The organism is Cochleicola gelatinilyticus (assembly GCF_001637325.1).
In the GTDB taxonomy this organism is placed as follows: domain Bacteria; phylum Bacteroidota; class Bacteroidia; order Flavobacteriales; family Flavobacteriaceae; genus Cochleicola; species Cochleicola gelatinilyticus.
In genome coordinates this window covers 1,184,200-1,208,526 of the sequence record NZ_LRXL01000026.1, presented here as the reverse complement: position 1 = coordinate 1,208,526, position 24,327 = coordinate 1,184,200, and the positions used below count along the sequence as shown (strand labels likewise).

Sequence of the window (24,327 nt, the reverse complement as noted above, 5' to 3'; positions counted from 1 at the left end):
TTTTTACAATTTTTTTAAAGCCTGTTTAATAATTGTTTCTACCGATGCCTGCGGATCCTGCTTCACGATTGCATCGCAGACTCTCTCTGCTTGTTTTCGAACAAACCCTAAAGTCTCTAAAGCTGATAACGCTTCATTTTTATTCGTATTGCTTGGAGAAACAGAAACATCATCCATCCCATACACTTTTAAGATTTTATCCTTTAGATCGATAAGAACCCGCTGTGCTGTTTTGGTTCCAATTCCTTTTACCGACTGTATGGTCGCCACATCCCCCGAAGCAATCGCTTCTTTCACTTGCTCGGGTGACAAAGAAGACAACATCGTTCTTGCTGTATTGGTTCCTATTCCAGAAACCGATACTAACAATCTAAATATTTCACGTTCTGCTACCCCTGAAAAACCATACAACGTGTGTGCATCCTCTCGAACTTGCAGATGTGTGTACAAACGAAGGTTTTCATTATCTGAAAGTTGAGAAAAAGTATGAAGGGAAATATGAATAAAATAGCCTACTCCATTACAATCAATAACAACGTGAGTGGGGTTTTTTTCGACTACTCTTCCCTGAATGTGGGTTATCATAAGTTAACAAAAGGTTAAAGGGTCAAATATAGCATAAATAATTAGAGACACGAGCCTTGAAAATAGTTAATATTTAAAGGGATTATTCTTGCAAATCTGCAATGTTTTTTCGCTTCTCTTTTTGTTGAGCATCTACTACTGCAACCGCTGCCATGTTTACGATTTCTTCCACACTGGCACCTAACTGCAAAATATGAACAGGTTTTCTCATTCCTAACATGATAGGTCCAATAGATTCAACATTATTAAGCTCTTTCAATAATTTATAATTACTATTTGCTGAATCTAAATTTGGGAAAATTAATGCGTTGACTTTCTTTCCTGCCAACTTAGAAAAAGGAAATTTCTTCCGAAGCATTTCTGGATTTAAAGCAAAGTCTGTTTGAAGCTCACCATCTACATGCATATCCGGATTAGAACGGTGCAAATAAGAAACCGCTTCCCGCACTTTTGTAGCATGTGGATCTTTAGAAGAACCAAAATTGGCATAAGAGATCATTGCGATTACCGGCTCAAGACCAAACATCTTCATTGTATAATTAGTCATTTGAGCGATTTTGGCTAATTCTTTTGCGGTAGGATCAATATTAATAGAAGTATCTGATATAAACAAAGGCCCTCGTTTTGTTAACATCAAGTTGGTTGTTGCCACTTTATTTACTCCTTCAAATCTACCAATGGTTTCCAGTACTGGTCTTACAACAGAAGGATATGAGCGAGAATAGCCCGATATCATGGCATCGGCATCACCTTCATTAACCATCATTGATGCAAAATAATTACGTTCTCGCATGATCTTTTGCGCATCATATAACGTAATTCCGCTTCTTCTTCTATTCTCCCAATGCGTTTGAGCATACGCATTTAAGGTCTCTGTTTGTTCATCACTTTTAGGGTCGATAATATCTACCTCTGCCTCGAACTCGATTTGTGCCATTAATTCTAAAATAATCTCTTTGCGACCTAATAGAATTGGAATACCAATACCTTCATCATGCACTATTTGAGCGGCTTTTAATACATCTAGATGATCAGCTTCAGCAAAAACAATTCGCTTCGGATTTAATTTAGCACGGTTCATAAGCAAGCGAATGATCTTATTATCACTTCCCATGCGCTCATACAATTCATCTCTGTACTTTTCCCAATCGGTAATCGGTTCGGTAGCGACACCACTTTCCATAGCTGCTTTTGCTACAGCTGGCGGAACGGTTGCTATTAACCTAGGATCAAAAGGTTTTGGAATAATATACTCTCTTCCGAAATTTAGTTTGGTTTCCCCATAAGCAATATTTACCTGCTCAGGCACCATTTCTTTTGCGAGATCTGCTAGCGCTTTTACAGCCGCCATCTTCATTGCTTCGTTGATCTTTGTAGCACGCACATCTAAGGCACCGCGAAATATAAACGGAAACCCTAAAACATTATTCACTTGATTTGGATGATCGCTTCGACCAGTTGCCATAATAATATCTTCCCGCGTGTCTATCGCTAGGTCGTACGCTATTTCTGGATTGGGATTCGCCATCGCAAAGACCACGGGATTCGCAGCCATAGAAAGCAACATTTTTGGAGTTACAATATTTGCAATAGAAAGTCCTACAAATACATCGGCATCATTCATCGCTTCATCTAATGTATCGATCTTTCTAGCGGTAGCAAACTCAGATTTTTCTTCGGAAAGTTCATCTCGGTCTTTTCGAATAACTCCCTTGCTATCGAGCATAACAATGTTTTCAGCTTTTGCGCCAAATGCCTTATATAACTTAGTACACGAAACAGCAGCTGCTCCTGCGCCACTAATAACAATTCGTACTTCTTCGATTTTTTTATTGGTTAATTCTAATGCATTTAATAACGCAGCGGCAGAAATAATTGCTGTACCATGCTGATCATCGTGCATTACAGGTATATCTAATTCTTCTTTTAACCGTTTTTCAATTTCAAAGGCTTCTGGTGCTTTGATATCTTCTAAATTAATCCCGCCAAAAGTTGGTGCAATGTTACGTACGGTTGCTATAAACTCTTCTACATTTTCGGTATTCACCTCAATATCGAATACATCGATGTCGGCAAAGATTTTAAAAAGCAATCCTTTCCCCTCCATGACTGGCTTGGAAGCTTCGGGACCTATGTTTCCTAATCCAAGTACAGCTGTACCGTTAGAAATTACGGCTACTAGATTTGATTTATTTGTGTATTTATAAACATTATTTACGTCCTTTTCAATTTCAAGACAAGGTTCTGCCACTCCGGGTGAGTATGCCAGAGAGAGATCTCTTTGTGTCGCATATTTTTTGGTTGGAACTACCTGAATTTTTCCCGGTTTCGGTTTGGCGTGATATAGCAAGGCCTCGCGGCGCATTCTTTCTTTGCTCATAGTGAAGTTGGTTTATAAGTTACAAAGTTAGCAGCTTCCCCGATATAGGAAAACATTCATCGTTAATCTTTCAAGAACGAGATATTTCGTTGTAAGCCTTCAAATTTAGTCCTCTTTACTGCACTTTTTTTAAATAATTTCTGAAAAACATCTTTCGTGATTTCTTCCCAATCTTGCCTCGACATAGATAATAATTCAGGATTTGGGTTAAAAAGTGGTTCTTTATGTGCTTTACTGAAACGATTCCAAGGGCATACATCTTGACACACATCGCAACCAAACATCCAATCATCGAAACTTCCTTTCATAGCATTGGGTAATGCATCTTTTAATTCAATAGTAAAATAGGAAATACACTTACTGCCATCGACCACATAAGGCTCCACGATGGCTTGTGTGGGGCACGCATCGATACAGGCAGTACAACTTCCACAGTGATCGGTAACTGGAGAATCATACTCCAAATCTAGATCGATGATAAGTTCTGCTATAAAATAGAACGAGCCTACTTGTTTGGTCAACAAATTGCTGTGCTTCCCAATCCATCCTAGTCCGCTTTTTGCTGCCCAAGCCTTATCGAGAACGGGAGCAGAATCTACAAAAGCTCTTCCGTGTACATCTCCGATCTCATCATGAATGAATGCTAATAACTGCTTCAGTTTGTCTTTAATCACAAAATGATAGTCGGTTCCGTAGGCATATTTTGAAAGTTTATACGAATCTTCATACTGCACTTCCGAAGGAAAATAATTCAGTAAAAGAGACACTACTGATTTAGAGTCGGGTACTAATTTGGTAGGATCTAATCGCTTATCGAAATGGTTTTCCATATACGCCATTTCTCCATGCTGATTGTTTGTTAACCAGCGTTCTAATCGCGGTGCTTCTTCCTCCAAAAATCCTGCTTTCGAAACACCACAAGAGAGAAAACCCAAGCGTTTCGCTTCTGCTTTAATAAGCTGTGTATGTTTTGCAGTATTTTTCATTACAAACATTTGGGAGGTAATAATTTAAAAATAAAAATTATCTCTTCTGAAATTCTAAAATCGCTTCTTTTGGTTTTAAGGTAATAAGCGGTAAAATTTGAATGGATGTTTCTTTAGGCTTTATTTTAAAACGCTCCATTAACATCGCGATAGCTAAAATCATTTCGAACATAGCAAAATTGTTTCCGATACACATTCTAGGACCAGCACCAAAAGGATAGTAATTTGCCGAATACAACAGGCTGTTTCCTTCTGCAAAACGTTCGGGTCTAAATGCTTCGGGACTTTCCCACAAATTCGGATTTCTATGAATTTCAAAGATAGAAAACAGAAGATTGGTTCCTTTTGGAATTTTCATTTCTTTAAAAGTATCACTTTCAAGATTTAAACGGTCTATAAAATAGGCAGGTGGATATAAACGCATGGTTTCTTCGATCACCTGTTTCGTATACGGACACGTCTGAATAAACTCGATAAGTGTTTCACTTGTATTTCTTGCCTTTTGTACTTCAGAAATTATCTTTTCTTGTGCTTCGGGATGACGGGCGAGCAATTCGCAACAGAACGTGAGGGCATTCGATGTGGTTTCGTGTCCAGCTGTAAATAGAATAAGAATTTCGTCGATGAGTTGTTTCTCACTCATTTTAGAACCATCTTCATACTCTGCATCCAACAACATATCAAGGAGATCGTCTTGCCGTTGTCCACTTTCTCTTCTTGTTTGAATAAGTTCACGTAGTATTTCACGGGCCTCAAGCGTGCCGTCTAGGTTCTTTTTTAGCTTACCACTTATACGAAACCACCATAATAAATACGGTTGTCGTAATTCTTTAACCAACATTCGTTGTGCAGCTTCAGTAATGTGCTGCAACTTTGTTATTTTTTCTTCGCTTACTGCATTGCTAAAGAGTGATTTTACCACTGTTTTAAAGGCAAGGTCATTAAATAGTGGAAAGATATCTAAAGGGGCTTCGGTGGTGACCCTGTTCAGTTCTGTTGAAATGGCTTCCTCTAGGGTGCCGATAAGTTGTGCCAGTTGTTTTTTATGAAAGGCAGGTTGAATTAATTTTCGTTGTTTTTTCCAATGTTTGCCTTCCGAAGTAAGCAACCCTTTTCCTACATATTTTGCCAGATTCTTGGTTTGAATCTTTGATTTGGTATAATTCTTTTGATTTTTCTGAAGGGCATATTGCGCCAAACCGGCATCTCGGGAGAAATACACATATTTACCAAACCCCAAATGCAATCTGAAAGTATCGCCATGTTTTTCAAAATTCTCGTGATGAAATGGCAACGGATTTTTTAGAATTCGGAGTGCATTTTGTACAAATCGAAATGAAGATACGGTAGGAATGCTTTTTTTATTCATCTTAAAACAACCCTCCTTGTGTTGGTCCTTTCACTATTTTTAAATGAGTATACGCAGCTTCGGTAACCTCTCTACCTCGTGGAGTTCGCATAATAAACCCTTGCTGAATTAGAAAGGGTTCGTACACTTCCTCGATGGTTTCAGGGCTTTCAGAAACAGCCGTGGCAATTGTGGTAATTCCAACAGGTCCTCCTTTAAATTTTTCAATGATCGTACGAAGAATTTTATTATCCATTTCATCGAGACCATGAGCATCTACATTGAGTGCTTCTAATGAGAATTTCGCCATCTTAATATCGATGGTGCCATTTCCTTTAATTTGCGCAAAATCACGAACTCGTCTTAATAGAGCATTTGCAATACGCGGTGTTCCTCTACTTCTTCCTGCAATTTCGATAGCTGCTTCCATCGTAATAGGCATGTTTAATATACCAGCACTACGCTGAATAATAGTGGTAAGCAGCTCATTGGTGTAATACTGTAGTCTGGAAGCAATTCCGAATCGTGCCCGCATTGGGGCTGTTAATAATCCCGATCGGGTGGTCGCTCCTACTAAAGTAAAGGGGTTTAAATGAATTTGTACTGTACGCGCATTGGGTCCCGTTTCGATCATGATATCGATCTTGTAGTCTTCCATAGCAGAATACAGATACTCTTCCACGATGGGACTCAACCGATGAATCTCATCGATAAACAAAACATCTCTTTCTTCGAGGTTGGTTAATAGTCCTGCCAGATCTCCTGGCTTGTCTAAAACAGGACCAGAAGTTACCTTAATTCCAACTTCCAACTCATTAGCTAGAATGTGTGCTAATGTTGTTTTTCCTAAACCGGGAGGTCCGTGAAATAAGGTATGATCTAGTGCTTCCCCTCGCAAGTTAGCAGCCTGCACAAATATTTGAAGATTCTCTAATGCTTGATCTTGCCCTGTAAAATCTTCAAAAGTAATAGGACGCAGCTTTTTTTCTACATCAAGATCCTGTGGCGTAAAATTTTCACCGGTTGCATCTAAGTTTTCATTCATATCACAAATATACAAAGTGTTATACATTCAAATTCATGATCTCTTATTCTTAATTTAATGTTTACTTTTATAAGGTTCAACTATTAAATATTCAATTATGAATTTCAGCAGGAATTATCTTCTTTGTTTTTTTTCTCTTTTTATGTTCGCCAATGCGACAGGTCAGTCTCCAACGTTAGCGCAATTTTTAGACAATCCTTTGTCACGAGCCAGTTACGAAAAGGATAAAACATTGCTAATTACCGTAAACGGAACCCAACCTAATATATTTAAGGAACTATATACGTTCGAAGAGTTTATTGAAGATGTGATAGATGTAGAACATCCCGAGGCCTACGATGAAGATAATTTGGATGCATACTATGATTTTTTTAATAAATGGTTCGATAAAAACTACCATCGGTTTCGCGTGTGTTCCTTAAACGACAGCGATTGTACCACCACTACCAGTCTGGCGGGATTTATAGCATTTTATCCATTCCTTACACACAACAGACCTTCCAATTCACGGCTTGAAGAAATTGATAACGAAGAAAGAAGTGAAAAATCGATAAAAGTCTTGATGGAATTAAAAACTAATTTCTTTGATTATAGCCCAATAGCAACTAGCGATCTGTATGCGGTTACTATGGCGGCTTCCAATTTGTATTCTGATTCTGACATAGAATTAACAATGATGGGTTATTATGGATATTATCTGACTTTTCAACCCGAAAGCACCAATTTCTTAACGCTTTACAATCGTTTATACCGAGAGGAATCTAAGTCTGAATTTGACACAGGGAGAAATCTTGCGCTAAAAAAATTAAGCAGCAACGAAATTACAGACGAATACTTTTATCAAGGTATTACCAACGGCAACAGTCCGATATACTCCTTAGCTTATAAAGATGGTTCCCATTTAGAGCATATTATAAAAGTGCTAACTCCTGGTTTCACAAGCAACAAATACCAAATAAAAAATACACATTATAAAAATGAAGGAGCTAAAATACGAGTAACAGAATATGATTATGTAGAATTTTCGAAAAGTGATTTCGATAAAATGTATACTGTTTACCTAAATAACAGTAATAATGGGTTATCAAAATATTCAGAAAAAATTCCAGCCAAATCCATTTTCGATGGCTATTTAAATTCTGGAAATATTCTAGACACCTACACCATAGTGGCCAATGGAACTTATAAATATTGTGTAGACAAGATTTATCGAAAAACTGATTTTGACGTTATCAGAAATTTTAATTATGGAGCTCAAGGATATGCTAATGATTTCTCCTCTTTAAATAATCTGGAAGTTTATGTGGAAAACTGTGAGCCAAAAAAGATTATTGTTGAAAATAAAAATGGGTTAAAGAGGACCTTAAAAATTACCGATTTTAAATATGATATTACATGGAACAATCCTGGATTAACTGAAGAGCAAAAAAATGAACTCCGAAGAAAATTAGGATACCCGGTTAAAGACTAAATTTAATTTTATGTAGTTAGCCAACATAAGAGAGACTATACATCATTTACAAATAGTTTAACAAGTTTTAGCAGCCTATTGTGATTGCTTGGCGCATCATATCTTTATCTTTAAAAGAAAAAATTATGATACAACCTAAGAACAAAGTTCCGTCTTTACAAGTAGATTTAATAAATGGTACAAAATGGGAATTAGCAAAACAAGATCCTAAAAATTTCACACTATTAATTTTTTATAGAGGCTTGCATTGCCCTGTTTGCAAATCGTATTTAGAGAAGCTTACTACTTTATTAGATGATTATTCAGAACGTGGTGTAAATGTTCTAGCGCTTAGTATGGATACTGAAAAAAGAGCAAAAATTTCTGCTGAAAAATGGGATATAGAGACCTTACCGCTAGCGTATGGAATTTCTGAAGCAACCGCCAGAGAATGGGGCTTATACATTTCTGAAGCTATAAAAGATGCAGAACCAGATGTTTTTTCAGAACCAGGACTATTCCTTATTAAAAAAGACGGCAGCTTATATTGTTCGTCTATTCAAACTATGCCTTTTGCCAGACCCGATCTTGAGAAATTTTTAAAATCAATTGACTTTGTTTTAGAAGAATCCTATCCCGCTAGAGGTACAAAATAGAATTATATAAAAAAGCCGCACTAGATGTGCGGCTTATAAATTGATAAGCTCCTCAATTCTTACCAATTTAATCATTACAAAGTATAAATGTAAGAAATATCTTACTCAACTTTGTTTTTATAAATGCTTAATCATAAATTAACTAAACATTTATTTTAAAAGTTTTTTAAAAAGCCACGCTCGTAGCACGCAGCTTTTTAAGCAGAAGTTATACTTCTGCTAACTTAACTTAAAAGTATAACCCAAAAGTAAGTGGGTTCTTCAATGTTTACAATACGTATAAATACGTAATTCGATTGTTTTAAACATAAAAAACCCTTGTTCTGTAGAACAAGGGTTTTTTTATACTTTTAATATTTAAATCTCTTAGTGATTGAGCTCTTCTTCATTTTCTTGAAGTGGAACCGTTTGTGGAATATAATCTTGACCTGCAATCACATAATCGGTTTCATCCTCATTTAATTTACTGTAATCGTATGGCCAACGATATACACTTGGAATTGCACCAGACCAGTTTCCATGAATATGTTTCATATCTGCCGTCCACTCTAATGTATTAGATTTCCAAGGGTTTTGTGGACCAAGTTTACCATGAAACATAGATGAGATAAAGTTGTACAGGAAAACTAATTGAGCTGCTGCTGTAATAAATGCAAATACAGTTATTACTACATTTACATCTGTTAAATCGTCAAAATATGGAAAGTTTGTATTCGTGTAATATCTTCTTGGTAACCCTGCCATTCCTATGAAATGCATAGGGAAGAAAATTCCGTAGGCACCTACAGCTGTGATCCAGAAGTGTACATATCCAAGATTTTTATTCATCATCTTTCCTTCAAACATTTTCGGGAACCAATGATAAACACCCGCGAATAAGCCGTATAATGCTGAGATACCCATTACTAAGTGGAAGTGAGCAACTACGAAATAAGTGTCATGCACATTAATATCTAAGGCACTGTCTCCTAAAATGATTCCGGTAAGTCCTCCTGTAATAAAGGTAGAAACCAAAGCAATCGAGAATAGCATACCTGGATTAAATTGTAAGTTTCCACGCCACAATGTTGTGATATAGTTAAAAGCTTTTACTGCGGAAGGGATTGCAATCAATAATGTTGTAAAGGTAAATACAGATCCTAGAAATGGATTCATACCTGAGATAAACATATGGTGTCCCCAAACAATTGTTGATAAAAATGCAATTGCAAGTATTGAAGCTACCATCGCACGATACCCAAAAATTGGTTTCCTTGAATTAGTTGCGATAATTTCGGAGGTGATTCCTAAAGCTGGTAGTAATACAATGTATACTTCTGGGTGTCCAAGGAACCAGAATAAATGTTCAAATAAAACTGGTGATCCTCCCTGATTGTGCAATACTTCACCAGCGATATAAATATCTGAAAGGAAAAATGAAGTTCCAAAACTACGGTCCATGATGAGCATTAATGCTGCTGAAAGAAGAACCGGGAACGAAACCACACCGATAATTGCTGTTACAAAGAATGCCCAAATCGTTAACGGAAGACGTGTCATAGACATTCCTTTCGTTCTTAAGTTAATAACGGTTACAATATAGTTCAAAGATCCTAATAACGAGGAAGCAATGAAAATTGCCATAGACGATAACCATAATGTCATACCAGCACCAGATCCAGGAATAGCTTGAGGCAAAGCACTTAATGGCGGGTAAATAGTCCACCCTGCGGACGCAGGTCCAGCCTCAACAAAAAGTGACAAGACCATTACCACACTTGAGATAAAAAACAACCAGTAGGAGATCATATTCAGAAATCCTGAAGCCATATCTCGTGCACCAATCTGCAATGGAATTAAAAGGTTACTAAAAGTACCACTTAGTCCTGCTGTTAAAACAAAGAATACCATTATGGTTCCATGAATAGTTACCAATGCAAGGTATACACTTGGATCCATTACACCATCTTCAGACCATTTTCCTAAGAATATGTCGTATATAGAAAACTGTACATCAGGCCATGCTAATTGTAATCGAAATAAAAGGGACATAGCAATCCCGATAATTCCCATAAACAACCCTGTAATAAGGTATTGTTTAGAGATCATTTTATGATCTGTACTAAAGATATATTTGGTTATAAACGTTTGTTTATGATGATGCTCGTGATCGTCGTGATGATCTACTGCGTGTTCGTTTGCGTGTGCTGACATATCTCTTCGCGATTTTATTTACTTTCTTCTTCTTTTTTCAATACTTCTTTCATCGTAGCCTGTTCTGCTATCCATGCATCGTAGTCTTCTTGTGATTCTACTATGATTTTCATCTGCATGTTGTAGTGATTCGTACCACAAATTTTATTACAAAGAAGCAGGTAGTCGAACTCATATGTTTCTAAAGGCTCTTCTCCATTCTTTGCTAGATCGAGGCTTTTCTCTCTTCTTATTTTGTTGATTTTAGTGACTTTTGCGACAACTTCTTCATCTTGGCGCATTTCTTCGGTGGTAACCGTAGGAGTGAAAGAAAATTGAGTAATCATTCCTGGCACACAGTTCATTTGCGCTCTAAAGTGAGGCATATATGCAGAGTGCAATACATCTTGGGAACGCATTTTAAATAATATTTTTCTTCCAACTGGTAGATGAAGTTCATTTACAACAATATCGTCTTGTGCATAGGGATCTGACCCATCCACACCCAATTGATTAACACCCTCGATTAAACGAACATTTGCTTTTCCAAGTGCATTATCTTCTCCACTATAGCGCGCTCTCCAATCAAACTGGTATGCATACAATTCAATAACCATAGGATCATCATCGGTATCTACATTCATGATATCTGTCCATGTAAATAAACCATAGATAATTAATCCTGCTAAAACAATTACAGGAATGATGGTCCAAATAAATTCAAGTTTATCATTATCAGCAAAGAATGTGGCACGTTGTCCCTTTTTTCCACTGTATTTAAATGCAAAGTAATGCAGTAGCCATTGTGTTATAATTCCTACTACAAAAATAAGAACCATTGAAATTAACCATAATTGATCAATTTCAACACCGTGTTCCGAGGCTGATTTCGGCAATAAAACGTCACTCCACTTCCAAAAGCTAACAATTGCAATTGCATAGATAAATAGAACAAACATCAACATTAAATATCCGTTGACTCTATTGTCCTTATCTGAAGCGATATCATCATTATCGCTAGCTGGTTTTGTTTTGGACATCTGAAAGATTTTAGCCATCTGCCAAACAGCTACTCCAAAAAGAATGATTACTAATACAACTAAAAATGCGGTCATCGTTATCTGTCTCTAACTATTAATTAATAATGATAATTTTTGCTCTCTTTTATAAAAGGATTTCGTTTCACCAATAAAGGTGCTTTCGTCATAGCTGTAAAAACTACAAAAACAAATAATCCAAAGAATAAAAGAATTGCTCCTATTTCTGGCAATCCAATAAACCATGATGTTCCAACTGTTGCAGGCATTACCATCACAAATACATCTATGTAGTGCCCTGCAAGGATTACTATTCCAGTAAGTACAACAAACCAATTTACTCGTTTGTAATCACTATTCATAAGTAGCAGTACAGGGAATAAGAAATTCATTGCTAACATTCCGAAGAAAGGTAATTTATAATCTTCGATACGTGTAATAAAATAGGTTACTTCTTCTGGAATATTTGCGTACCATATCAACATAAATTGTGAAAACCATAGGTAGGTCCAAAAGATACTAAAACCAAACATGAATTTTGCCAAATCATGAATGTGACTGTCATTTACAAATTCTAAATATCCTTGACCTTTCAATACAATAGTAACCAATGCTATAGTAGTGATAGCACATACCATCATTCCTGCAAACACATACCATCCAAAAAGAGTACTAAACCAATGTGGATCGAAACTCATAATCCAATCCCAAGACATCATAGATTCAGTGTAAATAAAGAACACTAAAAAAGCAGCCGAAATACGGAATGTTTTTTTAAACCATCTATTATCATCTGCATCATCATCTCTTCTTGAAAATTTAACCGCATAGGTACGATAGAGAATCCAACCACCTAAGAAAATGGCGGCTCGAATTAACAATCCAGTTCCATTTAACCAACCGGCTTTTCCTTGTATTAATTTATCGTGTGCGACAACTTCTGGATCAGCCCATACAAATAGGTGATTGATGTGGAATCCAGAAAGTGCAAGTAATACAAACATTATTATCCCACCAGGAACTAGGTATGCTGTAATTGCTTCCATGACTCTGAATAGCACTGGAGACCATCCAGCCTGTGCTGCAAACTGAATTGCATAAAAGGCAAGGGTTCCCAAAGCGATCATAAAGAAGAAAAAGGCAGCAATATACAAAGCAGACCAAGGTCTATTTTGCATTTGATGAAGCGTATGTTCTAAATGAGCTTCTTCACTATCGTGAGCAGTCTCTTCATGTACATTTTCACCATGTGTCTGCGCAGACACTTCATGATTTGACGTTTCAATTTCGTGCGAATCATTTTTCGCCGCATGTCCATCGTCGTGATGATCTGCCATCATTTCTTTTACCTCTGCGGTAGTACTTGGAGCAGTCAAAAACCCTGCTGTAAGCATCAATCCACCAACCACCATAAAAATGATAGAAAACAGTCTTAATTTACTTGGTAGCGTATACATAGCTTCGTATTCTCTTTTATTCTTTAGTTAGTTTCTTCTTCTGAAGTTGTTGGTTCTTCAGTAGTATTGGTGTTCTGATTTTCGCCTGTATTAGCTTCTTCCATCATTTCCATTAATCCAGTCGTCGTAGTATCTTGAACTTTTACAGTTTGGAGTCCAGCTTCTCCTTTAAGTGCAGCTTTAAGGTTCAATACATGTTGTGTAATTTGCCACCGTTCTTCTTCATTCGTTTGAGAAGCATACGACCCCATAGTATTCAAACCATACATTTGCACATGATAGATACTTCCTGCCGTAATATTACGTCCTGGATCAGCATAACTTGGAATTCCTAAGAATTTTTCTCGTTGAGCTAATATCCCTTGTCCATCTCCTTTATCACCGTGACATACTGCACAATAAATTGTATATAATTTCGCTCCTTCTGCAAGATTTTCATCTGTAACAGGAAGTGAATTTTGTAATTCGATTCTTGCTAATTCTAGACCCTGTGTAGTATTTTCATAGTCATACGGTTGCCACCCTCTCGGTATTGAACCTTCTGCTGGCAACATAGCTTCTTGTTCTCCTTCAAATATATCGTATTCTCCATAGGTTTCATATCCTACTGGCTCGTACATATTCGGCATATACTGAAAGTTTGGCTTGTTGTCATTAAAACAAGAAACTAAACTCAAAGAAGCAATAATTACGAATGTTATCTTTGTTATATTTTTCATACTAATGATTTTCATCATTTTCAATTAAACTAATTTCCAAAGCGCCTGTATCGTAAAGAAATTTTGAAAGTTTCTCAACATCGTGATTTCCGGCATCTACTGACATCAAAAAATGATCGTCTGTAGTTCTCACATCTGGATTCTCAGCTTTCTTAAAAGGCCATAATTTACTTCTCATATAAAAAGTAATTACCATTAAGTGAGCTGCAAAAAATACAGTTAACTCAAACATAATAGGTACGAATGCAGGCATGTTTTCAATGTAACTGAAACTTGGTTTTCCACCAATATTCTGTGGCCAATCTTCAATCATGATAAAATTCATCATTAAAGTTGCAACTGTCAACCCTACCAAACCATACATAAAAGATGTAATGGCAATACGAGTTGGTGCCAGCCCCATCACTTTATCTAGTCCGTGAACGGGAAATGGTGTATAGACTTCTTCAATATGGTAATGCTCTGCACGTACTTGTTTTACGGCCTGCATTAAAATGTCGTCGTCTGTATAAATAGCGTGAATCACTTTTGATGCCATCCCTTAATTATTTTTTAGTTTAGCTGCTTGTCCAGCCCAGTCGTCACGTTTTGCACGTCCAGGGAACTCGCCAATAATTTCATCTAACAGATCATAATCTCCCTCATTCATGCGGCTTACCTGTTCGAAAGTATAGATTCCTAATTGATGAAGTTTTTGCTCCATTACAGGACCTACGCCACTTATTTTTTTAAGATTATCTGCGTTTTGTGTTGCTGGATTGAATGTACCAAGTCTGTTAAGCATGGCATCCAATTGATCTTTTTGTACTTCAGAGGTTATAAGAGCATCTGCATTCACTGTTTCATTATGCCCTTCGGAATCGTTCGTATCAACGTGATGAGCATTCGAAGCTGGCTCACGTACAATCGGTGTATAATGTTTTACATCATCTCCATGTTCGGCTCTAAGTTTTTTATACTTCTCTCCAGAACCTTTCAGAATAGATTTTACCTCTGCCTGTGCAATTACTGGGAAGGTACGTGCATATAAAAGAAATAGAACAAAGAAGAAACCTATCGTTCCGATAAAAATACCAATATCAACAAAAGTTGGTGAGAACATTGTCCAAGAAGATGGAAGGTAATCACGGTGTAACGATGTTACGATAATTACAAAACGTTCGAACCACATTCCGATATTTACAACAATAGAAATAAAGAAAGAGAACATGATACTGGTACGTAATTTTTTAAACCACATAAACTGCGGAGAAAACACGTTACAACACATCATAGCCCAGTATGCCCACCAGTAGGGTCCTGTAGCTCTATTAAGGAATGCATATTGTTCATATTCTACCCCTGAATACCATGCGATAAAAAGTTCGGTGATATAAGCAACACCAACAATAGATCCCGTTAACATAATAACGATATTCATTAATTCAATGTGCTGAATCGTAATATAATCTTCTAGATTGGAAACCTTTCTCATGATAATAAGAAGCGTGTTTACCATTGCAAAACCAGAGAAAATCGCCCCTGCCACAAAATAAGGAGGGAAAATCGTTGTATGCCACCCTGGAATAACAGAAGTAGCAAAGTCAAATGATACAATTGTATGTACCGAAAGTACTAATGGAGTTGCCAAACCGGCTAACACCAAAGAAACCTCCTCAAAACGCTGCCAGTCTTTCGCGCGTCCACTCCATCCAAAGGATAGAATTCCATAAATTCTTTTTGTGAAAGGTGTTATAGCTCTATCACGAATCATTGCAAAATCTGGTAATAATCCTGTCCACCAAAAAACTAGCGATACAGAAAGGTATGTAGAGATTGCAAATACATCCCAAAGTAATGGTGAGTTAAAGTTTACCCATAAAGAACCAAATTGATTCGGTATTGGCAATACCCAATATGCTAACCATGGACGCCCCATGTGAATAATCGGGAATAATCCCGCTTGAATTACAGAGAAAATGGTCATCGCCTCTGCAGAACGGTTAATTGCCATTCTCCATTTCTGACGAAATAATAATAATACCGCCGAAATTAGTGTTCCTGCGTGACCAATACCTACCCACCAAACAAAATTGGTAATATCCCAGGCCCAGCCTACTGTCTTGTTAAGACCCCATACACCGATCCCTGTCGAAACCGTGTAAATAATACAACCAATTCCCCATAAAAATGCAACAAGTGCAATAGTGAATACAATCCACCAGGATTTGTTGGCTTTGCCTTCCACAGGAGCAGCAACATCCACCGTAACATCGTGGTAGCTTTTATCTCCTAAAACTAAGGGTCTTCTAATAGGTGCTTCGTAATGCGACGCCATATCTTTATTTACTATTTCTTAGTTAGTTATGCTTCTTGAGAATTTCTCACTTTTGTTTTATAGAATACGTTCGGTTTTGTTCCAACGGCTTCTAACAAGTGATACATTCGTTCATCTTTTTTCTCTTTATAAACTTCGCTATCATGGTCGTTTATATCTCCAAATACCATTGCTCCTTTGTCACAAGCAGCTGAACAAGCAGTCTGGAATTCTGCATCAGCGACAGGACGTCCGTCACGTTTTGCTTGAAGTATCGACAATTGTGTTTTTTGTATACACATAGAACACTTTTCCATTACACCACGGGAACGAACTACGACATCTGGATTTAATACCATACGTCCAAGATCGTTGTTCATTTGATAATCGAATTCATCATTCTCATTATATAAGAACCAATTGAAACGACGAACCTTATAAGGACAGTTATTTGCGCAATATCTTGTACCTACACAACGGTTATATGCCATATGATTTTGACCTTGTCTACCGTGAGATGTTGCAGCCACTGGACATACAGTTTCACATGGAGCATGGTTACAGTGCTGACACATAACAGGCTGAAAAGCCACTTGAGGATTAGCTGCCGCAACTTCCAATTCACCAAAACCGCCTAAAGAACCATTATCACCCCATAATCCAGAAAACTCTTCTTTCTTAACTTCATCAACTTCAAAAGATTCTTCAGAAGAATAATAACGGTCAATACGCAACCAATGCATATCACGACTCTTACGTACTTCTTCTTTTCCAACAACCGGCACATTATTTTCTGAATGACATGCTATAACACAAGCACCACAACCGGTACACGCATTAAGATCAATCGACAAATTAAAATGATGCCCAATAGAACGGTCAAATCCATCCCAAAGATCTGCATCTGGAGATGTAACTGGGATTTCTTGGTGATCTTTTGAAACTTTCGGAATAGGATTCCATTCTTCAACAGATTTGGTATTAAATATTTCCAAAGAAGTCTCTTTGATAATATCTCTACCCATCATTGTATTTTGAAGCTGTACACACGCAAATTCGTGCATACCACTTACTTTTTCTAATGTTACTTTTTGTACCGTATTAAAATTTTGGTACAACGGATAAGCATTTACACCCGTTTGCATCTCTTTCTGAATTGCATGGGTCTTTCCATATCCAAGTGCTAAACCTACAGATCCTTTTGCTTGACCTGGCTGAATGATCACAGGAACATTCTTAAGCACTATTTCACCCATCTTTACATTCACAAGGCTTCCATCAAGTCCTCCATTAGCCACATGAATATTCTCAAGCTCCATAGCTTTTGCGTCGGCTGCCGAAACAGTAATGTAATTATCCCAAGAAGTTCTTGTTATTGGATCAGGCATTTCCTGCAACCATGGATTATTGGCTTGTTGACCATCCCCCAAACTTGTTTTTGTATAAAGTGTAAGTTCTAAACCACCTTCTTGCGAAGTCATTGCAAAAGCTCCGTTAGATGAGTTGCTTTCTAAAGTTTCAGAGAACTCATTATTTGAAGCAGACCCCTCTTCAACATCAATATCAGCACCACTCACTAGAACACCAGCCTCTAAAGCTTTATTCCATGAAGTACCTTCAAGCACATCAGTCCAAGTTTCCTTTATATAGTCGTAATAGTTTTTAGTATTTCCAGTCCACTGTAACAAACAATCTTGAAATTGTTTGGTATTAAATAAAGGACGAATTGTAGGCTGCGTTAAACTGAATGTTCCCTTTTTCATTTGAACATCTCCCCAAGATTCTAAATAGTGTGGAGTTGCAGCTACTAATTTCGCCATTGAAGCCGTTGCATCTTTCTTCATTGCAAAGGCAAGCGACATTTGTAAATTTTTGTACCCTTCAGCAAACGCTTTGTGGTTAGGAAACGAATACACAGGATCTACACCAACAGTAATTAATCCTTTAACAGTTCCGTTTGCAACACCATTCAATACATTCATCACCTCAGAATTTTTTCCTTTACGGATCATTCTAGGTTTATCTGTATCCATTACACTGCTATTCGCATTGAAGTTAAGCACTGCGGTCTGAGCTCCAACGTCTTCAAGTCCTGTAACGACAACTCCTTTACTTCCTGCTTTTTGCAATTGAGCCTTAGCAGCTGTAATCGCCTTAACAACACCTTCTGGCAACCCAGATGTACTTCCACTTCCAGTTAAGGCTTTAATAACTTTTAATTGATCTGAAGGCTTTACAGGAATACGCTTGTCAGCATTTGCCCCCGTAAGACTCATATTTGCTTCAAACTGAATGTGACGTGACATTTTTCCGTTCTTCGGAATTCTTCCTTTTGCATAACCCGAATCATATCCGCCACCTTGCCAATCACCAAGGAAATCTGCTCCTACAGAAACAATTACTTCTGCTTTACTGAAATCATAATCAGCTAAAGCACGAGTTCCAAATTTATTTTGAAAAGCATCTAATGCTTGAGAAGAAGATACTGTATCGTAAACTACATGTCGCACATTGCTATATCGTGCCGTAAATTCTTTAATCAACCTTGAAGTTGAAGGACTTGCAAATGTCTGTGTAAGAAGCACTATATTCTGACCTTGCATTTCGTTCATTGCTTGAGCAACTTTCGAATCGAAATCGGACCAAGAAACTGTTTCCCCGTCTACTAAAGGCGCCTTTAATCTATTGTTGTCGTAAAGCGATAATACTGAAGCATGCACACGAGCATTCACACCAGTTTCTGAAAGATCATTTCTCTCAATCTTAATAGGTCGTCCTTCACGTGTTTTTACCAATACATTCGCAAAGTCGAAACCATCTGCAATTGTTGAAGCATAATAGTTCGCTACACCCGGAACAATCTCATCGGGAGCGACCACATAAGGTATTGATTTTATAACCGGACCTTCACAAGCTGCAAAAGAAGCTGCTGCGGTTGTAAATCCGACGTATTTTAAGAAATCACGACGTGTTGTTGAGGATGCCTCAAGGGTTTCCTTATCACCAAGAAATTCATCTGTAGGAATTGCTTCCACAAACTCGTTTTCTCGTAGCGATGTAACAACAGAGCTATTTTCGTTTAGCTCTTCAACACTTTTCCAGTATTTCTTGTTTGATGCCATATTATTTATTTACAATTTTAGATTGACTATTGACGAGGTTAGTTAACGTTTTCCAACACTACCACTAATTCGTCATTCGCAAATCACACTTCTAAAATTTTAATTTCTTCCGTTTAATATTATATATCTTCTCACCTAATTACTTTCCGAAGAAAAAATTAGTAGTGACATTTTCCACACTCTAAACCACCCATTTGCGCTGCCGTTAACTGCTCAACACCATATTTCTTAGAAAGTTCTTCATGGATTTTTTCATAGTACTCGTTCCCTGCCATACTCACATTTGTCTCACGGTGACAATTAATACACCATCCCATTGTAAGGGGAGAAAATTGCTCCATAATTTCCATTTCTTCAACTGGACCATGACATTTCTGGCACTCAATACCAGCTACAGTGACGTGTTGCGAGTGGTTAAAGTAAGCAAAATCAGGAAGGTTATGTATACGCACCCATTTAACTGGTTTGGTTTTACCTGTATATGCTTGCTGGTCTACATCCCAACCTACTGCATCGTATAATTTTGCAATCTCACCATCATAAAATTCTTTTGTATACCCTTCAGAAGGATCTACCTCTCCATTATAATCTGCAATATTCTTATGACAGTTCATACATACATTTAAAGAAGGGATTCCAGAAGTTTTACTTTTTCGAGCAGAAGAGTGACAGTAATTACAGTCGATCTCATTGTCTCCTGCGTGTATTTTATGAGAATAGTGAATTGGTTGAACTGGAGCATATCCTTGATCAACTCCTACCTGCATAAAATAACCATACATGAAATATCCTGCTGTTAACAATAAAAATACCGCAGAAACCAAAACAAGAAACTGGTTTTGAACAAAAGTTTTCCAAAGTGGTGTGCGTTTTTCTCTTTCAGGATAAGAGACTCCGTTGGCCTCGGCAATTTTTTTCAAAGTATTAGTTACTAAGAAAAGCATTACAACTAATACAAGAAAAACTAGCGCCAAAGCTCCTAGAATAAGGTTGTTTGACACACCCCCACCTGTTCCTTCACCTCCACCACCTCCAGGAACTGGAGCTGCTGTTGGCTCAGGTTTTGGTTGACTTGTATAAGCCAAAACATTATCGATATCTGTATTTGACAATGCTGGAAAAGCCGTCATGACAGATTTATTATTTTCTTCAAATATTTTAATTGCTTGCGCATCTCCCGAAGCAATTAACCCCTGACTATTCTTCACCCAATCATACAACCATTCACGGTCGTATTTATCTGCTACACCCCGCAAGGCAGGACCTGTCGCTTTTCTATCCAACTTATGGCAAGCAGCACAATTGGCTTTAAACAAAGCCTCTCCTGCAGCTACATCTCCAGCAGCTCCGTCGGCATTTGCCTCGACAGCGGTATTCTCTGCAGGCGCCTCAACATCTTGAGCATGCATAAAAGTTGAAAAAGTCAGCAGAATCGCTAACGATAGAAGTGACAATCTTAAGGATAGATTTCGGTATGGTACCTGTTTCATACTAATATTAAATTATTGTCAATAGTTTGGCACGTAATTGGTTACTATTTGAAGCAATGAATTACTGCTTTTACCTGCCATAATAACGGCACAAAAGTACATCTTTAAGTCGATTTTAGAAATGCAAATAATATGTTAAGCTTTAATTTATAATTATTCTAAATAATAAAATTCCATCGGTTATAGTTATTATAATTTACATTTGCAATAAACATTTTTTTACATGAAAAGCCACACGACCTTTAAATTATTTGTTATCAGTTTATTAGCTATTATGTTTTCTGAAAGCATATTAGCTCAACAAGGAACAGTTAATGTACAGCAAGATTCAAAAATACCGCAGCTATTATCTTTAAAAAAGAATTTAGAGAAAGAAAATAAACTATCAGACGGTTATACCATACAACTATACTATGGAGAATTAAGTAAAGCAAATAGTATTATAAAAAAATATAGGGGAATTTATGGAACTTGGCCGGCATCGATAGAATATGAAACACCTAATTATAAAGTTTGGGTAGGTAATTTTGGCTCTCGATTGGATGCCGATCGTGCACTTATGGAAATACAAAAGAATTTTCAATCAGCCTTTATTCTGAAACCAGAGCGGAGAAAGTAGGCGTTGTGTAAATTATCTAGCTTTCTAAAAACTGTTATAAATAAAAAAGCGTGATCTCGATATAATTGAGATCACGCTTTTTTTATAAGCATATTGCTTAAAGCATTTATTTCAGCTTTTTCTTTGTTGCTACTTCGTGGAAAGATTCGATGATATCATTTTCTTGAATATCATTATAATTCTTGATTTGAATACCACAATCGTATCCTTTTGCAACTTCCCTTACATCGTCTTTAAAACGTTTTAAGGATTCCAGTTCTCCTGTGAAAACAACCACACCTTCACGTATTAAACGAATACCAGAGTTTCTTAAAATCTTTCCAGTTAACACCATACAACCTGCAATGGTACCCACTTTTGAAATTTTAAATGTTTCCCGAATCTCTGCCGTACCAAGGATTTCCTCTTTCATCACCGGTGATAACATTCCCTCCATCGCATCTTTCAAGTCATTGATAGCTGCATAGATAATTGAGTATGTCCTAATATCGATTTCTTCTTTATCAGCGATTTGACGCGCATTCCCCATAGGTCGCACGTTAAATCCGATGATAATTGCATCGGAAGCAGAAGCTAGTAATACATCACTTTCAGTAATTGGTCCTACTGCTTTATGAATAATATTAACCTGTATTTCTTCCGTAGATAATTTCTGGAATGAATCGGTTAATGCTTCTACAGAACCATCTACATCTCCTTTCAGAATAATGTTTAATTCTTTGAAATCTCCTAACGCAATACGTCTACCAATCTCATCTAAGGTAATATGACGTTGTGTTCTAACAGATTGCTCACGTTGTAATTGCGTTCGTTTAGTAGCAATAGATTTAGCTTCACGTTCGTCTAAAAATACATTGATCTTATCCCCTGCCTGAGGAGCTCCATCGAGTCCTAATATCGAAACCGGTGTAGAAGGTCCTGCTTGAGCTATGTCATTTCCTCGTTCGTCGTGCATTGCTTTCACTTTACCGCTATGCTGACCTGCCAAGACATAATCTCCAATTTTTAGCGTTCCACCTTGCACAAGGATAGTAGATACATACCCACGTCCCTTATCTAGGAAGGCTTCAACGACAGTACCATTTGCCAATTTATTTGGATTTGCTTTTAACTCTAACAACTCAGCTTCTAACAATACTTTTTCTAACAATTCAGGAACACCTTGACCCGTTTTAGCAGAAATGTCATGAGATTGTATTTTACCTCCCCAATCTTCTACTAATAAATTCATTTGTGCTAATCCCTCTTTAATCTTTTCAGGATTTGCATCTGGTTTGTCAATCTTATTAATTGCAAAAACAATAGGGACACCCGCTGCTTGAGCGTGACTAATTGCTTCTTTTGTTTGTGGCATGATGCTATCATCTGCTGCCACTACAATAATAGCTAAGTCGGTAACTTGAGCACCACGCGCACGCATTGCCGTAAAGGCCTCGTGACCAGGTGTGTCTAGGAAAGCAATTTTTTGACCTCCTTTTAGTGTTACTCCGTATGCACCAATATGTTGTGTAATTCCACCCGATTCACCAGCGATTACATTTTCTTCACGAATAAAATCTAAAAGTGATGTCTTACCGTGATCGACATGTCCCATCACCGTAACGATTGGCGCTCTGTCCTCAAGATCTTCTGGTGCATCTTCTTCTACTTGAATAGATTCCTCAATATCTGCATTTACAAATTCTACTTCATAATCAAACTCATCTGCTACAATAGAAAGTGTTTCTGCATCAAGACGCTGGTTCATTGTTACCATCATTCCAAGTGACATACACGCAGAAATAATTTTAGTAACTGGAACATCCATCATCGTGGCGATTTCACTTACAGTAACAAATTCGGTTACTTTTAAGATCTTACTTCCTGCTTCTTGTTCTGCTAGTTCATCCTCGGTTTTCTGACGGTGACTGTCTCGTTTTTCACGACGGTATTTAGCTCCTTTTCCTTTCGATGATTTCCCTTGAAGTTTCTCAAGAGTCTCACGAACTTGTCTTTGTACTTCTTCTTCGCTTGGCTCTTCCTTAGGCGTATTACTACGTCCACCTCCAGTTTTACCTCGTGCTCTGTTGTCTTTAGCACCTCCTCCGCTACGAGCGGTTGTATCTTTACTTATACGACGACGACGACCTTTGCGCTCTTTGTTGTCTCCTTTTTTCTCGGTCTTTTTCTTTTCTGGTTTTTTAAATTGAGTTAAGTCAATTTTTTGTCCAGTAAAGTTCGGCCCGTCTAATTTTTTATACTTGGTTTCAACAATAGTTTTCTCTGGTGTTTCCGATTCGGTTTTTGTTTCTTCGGAAGCCGCCGGCGCAGGTTTTTCTTTTGTTGGTTCTTTTTTTACTTCGGAAGTTTCTTTAACAACTTCTTTTTTAGTTTCTGGCTTTTCCTTCGGTGTTTCAACGGAAGCTTTTTCTTCTGTTTTTGCCGCAGGAGTTTCAACTTTAACAGGAGGTTTTTCTTTTTTAACAGGAGGCTTTTCAGCTTTTGGAGGTTCAGGTTTTTCTTCTGGAACCACTTCTTTTGCAGCTGGTTTTTCTACAGGCGTTTTCTCTTTAGCCTCTATTTCTTCCGCCTTTTTTTCTTTAACTACTTTACCAGAAGCATCCAAATTAACTTTCCCTACTTGTTTCGGGCCGTCTAATTTTGCTTCAGCCTTTATTACTCGGGCTGCTTCTTTCTTTTGCTTCTCTTCGATCTCGCGTTCGCGCTCCAATCGTAGTTCTTCCTTTTCTTTTCGCTTTTCTTCCCCAACCTCTTTCGACTCAATCTTCTTGCTCTTGTCGGTTTGGAACTCTTCAAAAAGTACTTGGTATTCTTCGTTGGATATCTTCGTGGTTGGACGTGCGTCCACCTCGTGACCTTTGTCCTTTAAGAACTCAACGGCACGATCCAGCGAAATATTGAATTCGCGTAATACTTTGTTAAGACGTATCGATTTTACTTCAGCCATAAATATGCTTTCTCCTGT

At 37.4% G+C, this 24,327-nt stretch carries 17 protein-coding genes; 3 read left to right on the top strand and 14 right to left on the bottom strand.

Going from position 1 to position 24,327, the window contains the following annotated elements:
* Positions 1 to 3: 3 nt before the first annotated feature.
* The 5 genes from ruvA to ruvB form a co-directional block, all read right to left on the bottom strand.
* A complete protein-coding gene (gene ruvA / locus ULVI_RS07485) occupies positions 4 to 585 on the bottom strand; it encodes a Holliday junction branch migration protein RuvA (protein ID WP_068591253.1) in 582 nt (193 codons plus the stop codon).
* A gap of 82 nt (positions 586 to 667) precedes the next feature.
* Complete coding sequence (locus ULVI_RS07480) at positions 668 to 2,965, bottom strand: NADP-dependent malic enzyme (protein WP_068591252.1); 2,298 nt, start codon at positions 2,963 to 2,965, stop codon at positions 668 to 670.
* A 62-nt stretch (positions 2,966 to 3,027) separates the two neighbouring features.
* Entirely contained in the window at positions 3,028 to 3,951 is a 924-nt protein-coding gene (queG, locus tag ULVI_RS07475) for a tRNA epoxyqueuosine(34) reductase QueG (protein ID WP_068591450.1), read from the bottom strand.
* Between the two features lie 37 nt (positions 3,952 to 3,988).
* Positions 3,989 to 5,320, bottom strand: a complete 1,332-nt coding sequence (locus ULVI_RS07470) for a cytochrome P450 (protein WP_068591250.1) — start codon at positions 5,318 to 5,320, stop codon at positions 3,989 to 3,991.
* Position 5,321: 1 nt separating this feature from the next.
* The gene (gene ruvB / locus ULVI_RS07465) at positions 5,322 to 6,344 is read right to left on the bottom strand and encodes a Holliday junction branch migration DNA helicase RuvB (RefSeq protein ID WP_068591447.1); all 1,023 of its coding nucleotides are present in this window, start codon (positions 6,342 to 6,344) and stop codon (positions 5,322 to 5,324) included.
* 97 nt (positions 6,345 to 6,441) lie between these two features.
* Between ruvB and ULVI_RS07460 the strand changes: the two genes are divergently transcribed.
* Together ULVI_RS07460 and ULVI_RS07455 are read left to right on the top strand one after the other, a co-directional pair.
* Positions 6,442 to 7,815: a hypothetical protein gene (locus ULVI_RS07460; RefSeq protein WP_068591248.1), complete on the top strand. Its 1,374-nt coding sequence runs from the start codon at positions 6,442 to 6,444 to the stop codon at positions 7,813 to 7,815.
* Positions 7,816 to 7,940: 125 nt separating this feature from the next.
* On the top strand, positions 7,941 to 8,450 hold the full coding sequence (locus ULVI_RS07455) for a redoxin domain-containing protein (RefSeq protein WP_068591246.1): 510 nt from the start codon (positions 7,941 to 7,943) through the stop codon (positions 8,448 to 8,450).
* Positions 8,451 to 8,816: 366 nt separating this feature from the next.
* Here the strand turns inward: ULVI_RS07455 and ULVI_RS07450 are convergent, their stop codons facing one another.
* The 8 genes from ULVI_RS07450 to ULVI_RS07415 all read right to left on the bottom strand — a co-directional run bounded on the left by ULVI_RS07450 (position 8,817) and on the right by ULVI_RS07415 (position 20,743).
* Positions 8,817 to 10,643 (bottom strand): cytochrome c oxidase subunit I, encoded by a 1,827-nt coding sequence (locus ULVI_RS07450; RefSeq protein WP_068591245.1) that lies wholly within the window; start codon positions 10,641 to 10,643, stop codon positions 8,817 to 8,819.
* Between the two features lie 14 nt (positions 10,644 to 10,657).
* Positions 10,658 to 11,737: a cytochrome c oxidase subunit II gene (locus ULVI_RS07445; RefSeq protein ID WP_068591242.1), complete on the bottom strand. Its 1,080-nt coding sequence runs from the start codon at positions 11,735 to 11,737 to the stop codon at positions 10,658 to 10,660.
* A gap of 23 nt (positions 11,738 to 11,760) precedes the next feature.
* On the bottom strand, positions 11,761 to 13,116 hold the full coding sequence (locus tag ULVI_RS07440; protein ID WP_068591241.1) for a quinol:cytochrome C oxidoreductase: 1,356 nt from the start codon (positions 13,114 to 13,116) through the stop codon (positions 11,761 to 11,763).
* A 23-nt stretch (positions 13,117 to 13,139) separates the two neighbouring features.
* A complete protein-coding gene (locus ULVI_RS07435; protein WP_082830801.1) occupies positions 13,140 to 13,835 on the bottom strand; it encodes a c-type cytochrome in 696 nt (231 codons plus the stop codon).
* 1 nt (position 13,836) lies between these two features.
* Complete coding sequence (locus ULVI_RS07430) at positions 13,837 to 14,373, bottom strand: DUF3341 domain-containing protein (protein WP_068591236.1); 537 nt, start codon at positions 14,371 to 14,373, stop codon at positions 13,837 to 13,839.
* 3 nt (positions 14,374 to 14,376) lie between these two features.
* Positions 14,377 to 16,152, bottom strand: coding sequence for an NrfD/PsrC family molybdoenzyme membrane anchor subunit (gene nrfD / locus ULVI_RS07425; protein ID WP_082830800.1), 1,776 nt, complete (start codon positions 16,150 to 16,152; stop codon positions 14,377 to 14,379).
* A 26-nt stretch (positions 16,153 to 16,178) separates the two neighbouring features.
* On the bottom strand, positions 16,179 to 19,253 hold the full coding sequence (locus ULVI_RS07420) for a TAT-variant-translocated molybdopterin oxidoreductase (protein ID WP_068591235.1): 3,075 nt from the start codon (positions 19,251 to 19,253) through the stop codon (positions 16,179 to 16,181).
* 158 nt (positions 19,254 to 19,411) lie between these two features.
* Positions 19,412 to 20,743, bottom strand: coding sequence for a c-type cytochrome (locus ULVI_RS07415; RefSeq protein WP_068591233.1), 1,332 nt, complete (start codon positions 20,741 to 20,743; stop codon positions 19,412 to 19,414).
* Between the two features lie 223 nt (positions 20,744 to 20,966).
* Here ULVI_RS07415 and ULVI_RS07410 point away from each other — a divergent pair, with 223 nt between their 5' ends.
* Positions 20,967 to 21,362, top strand: coding sequence for an SPOR domain-containing protein (locus ULVI_RS07410; protein WP_068591231.1), 396 nt, complete (start codon positions 20,967 to 20,969; stop codon positions 21,360 to 21,362).
* Positions 21,363 to 21,468: 106 nt separating this feature from the next.
* Here ULVI_RS07410 and infB read toward each other — a convergent pair whose 3' ends face one another.
* On the bottom strand, positions 21,469 to 24,309 hold the full coding sequence (infB, locus tag ULVI_RS07405) for a translation initiation factor IF-2 (RefSeq protein ID WP_068591229.1): 2,841 nt from the start codon (positions 24,307 to 24,309) through the stop codon (positions 21,469 to 21,471).
* Between the last annotated feature and the right edge of the window lie 18 nt (positions 24,310 to 24,327).

What these genes read in the sequence shown, in the direction of transcription:
- ULVI_RS07440 (WP_068591241.1), bottom strand. Translation starts at nt 13,116, where the DNA reads ATGTATACGCTACCAAGTAAATTAAGACTGTTTTCTATCATTTTTATG.
- ULVI_RS07460 (WP_068591248.1), top strand. Translation starts at nt 6,442, where the DNA reads ATGAATTTCAGCAGGAATTATCTTCTTTGTTTTTTTTCTCTTTTTATG.
- queG (WP_068591450.1), bottom strand. Translation starts at nt 3,951, where the DNA reads ATGAAAAATACTGCAAAACATACACAGCTTATTAAAGCAGAAGCGAAA.
- ruvB (WP_068591447.1), bottom strand. Translation starts at nt 6,344, where the DNA reads ATGAATGAAAACTTAGATGCAACCGGTGAAAATTTTACGCCACAGGAT.
- ULVI_RS07470 (WP_068591250.1), bottom strand. Translation starts at nt 5,320, where the DNA reads ATGAATAAAAAAAGCATTCCTACCGTATCTTCATTTCGATTTGTACAA.
- ULVI_RS07480 (WP_068591252.1), bottom strand. Translation starts at nt 2,965, where the DNA reads ATGAGCAAAGAAAGAATGCGCCGCGAGGCCTTGCTATATCACGCCAAA.
- infB (WP_068591229.1), bottom strand. Translation starts at nt 24,309, where the DNA reads ATGGCTGAAGTAAAATCGATACGTCTTAACAAAGTATTACGCGAATTC.
- ruvA (WP_068591253.1), bottom strand. Translation starts at nt 585, where the DNA reads ATGATAACCCACATTCAGGGAAGAGTAGTCGAAAAAAACCCCACTCAC.
- ULVI_RS07420 (WP_068591235.1), bottom strand. Translation starts at nt 19,253, where the DNA reads ATGGCATCAAACAAGAAATACTGGAAAAGTGTTGAAGAGCTAAACGAA.
- ULVI_RS07410 (WP_068591231.1), top strand. Translation starts at nt 20,967, where the DNA reads ATGAAAAGCCACACGACCTTTAAATTATTTGTTATCAGTTTATTAGCT.
- ULVI_RS07435 (WP_082830801.1), bottom strand. Translation starts at nt 13,835, where the DNA reads ATGAAAAATATAACAAAGATAACATTCGTAATTATTGCTTCTTTGAGT.
- nrfD (WP_082830800.1), bottom strand. Translation starts at nt 16,152, where the DNA reads ATGGCGTCGCATTACGAAGCACCTATTAGAAGACCCTTAGTTTTAGGA.
- ULVI_RS07445 (WP_068591242.1), bottom strand. Translation starts at nt 11,737, where the DNA reads ATGACCGCATTTTTAGTTGTATTAGTAATCATTCTTTTTGGAGTAGCT.
- ULVI_RS07415 (WP_068591233.1), bottom strand. Translation starts at nt 20,743, where the DNA reads ATGAAACAGGTACCATACCGAAATCTATCCTTAAGATTGTCACTTCTA.
- ULVI_RS07430 (WP_068591236.1), bottom strand. Translation starts at nt 14,373, where the DNA reads ATGGCATCAAAAGTGATTCACGCTATTTATACAGACGACGACATTTTA.
- ULVI_RS07450 (WP_068591245.1), bottom strand. Translation starts at nt 10,643, where the DNA reads ATGTCAGCACACGCAAACGAACACGCAGTAGATCATCACGACGATCAC.
- ULVI_RS07455 (WP_068591246.1), top strand. Translation starts at nt 7,941, where the DNA reads ATGATACAACCTAAGAACAAAGTTCCGTCTTTACAAGTAGATTTAATA.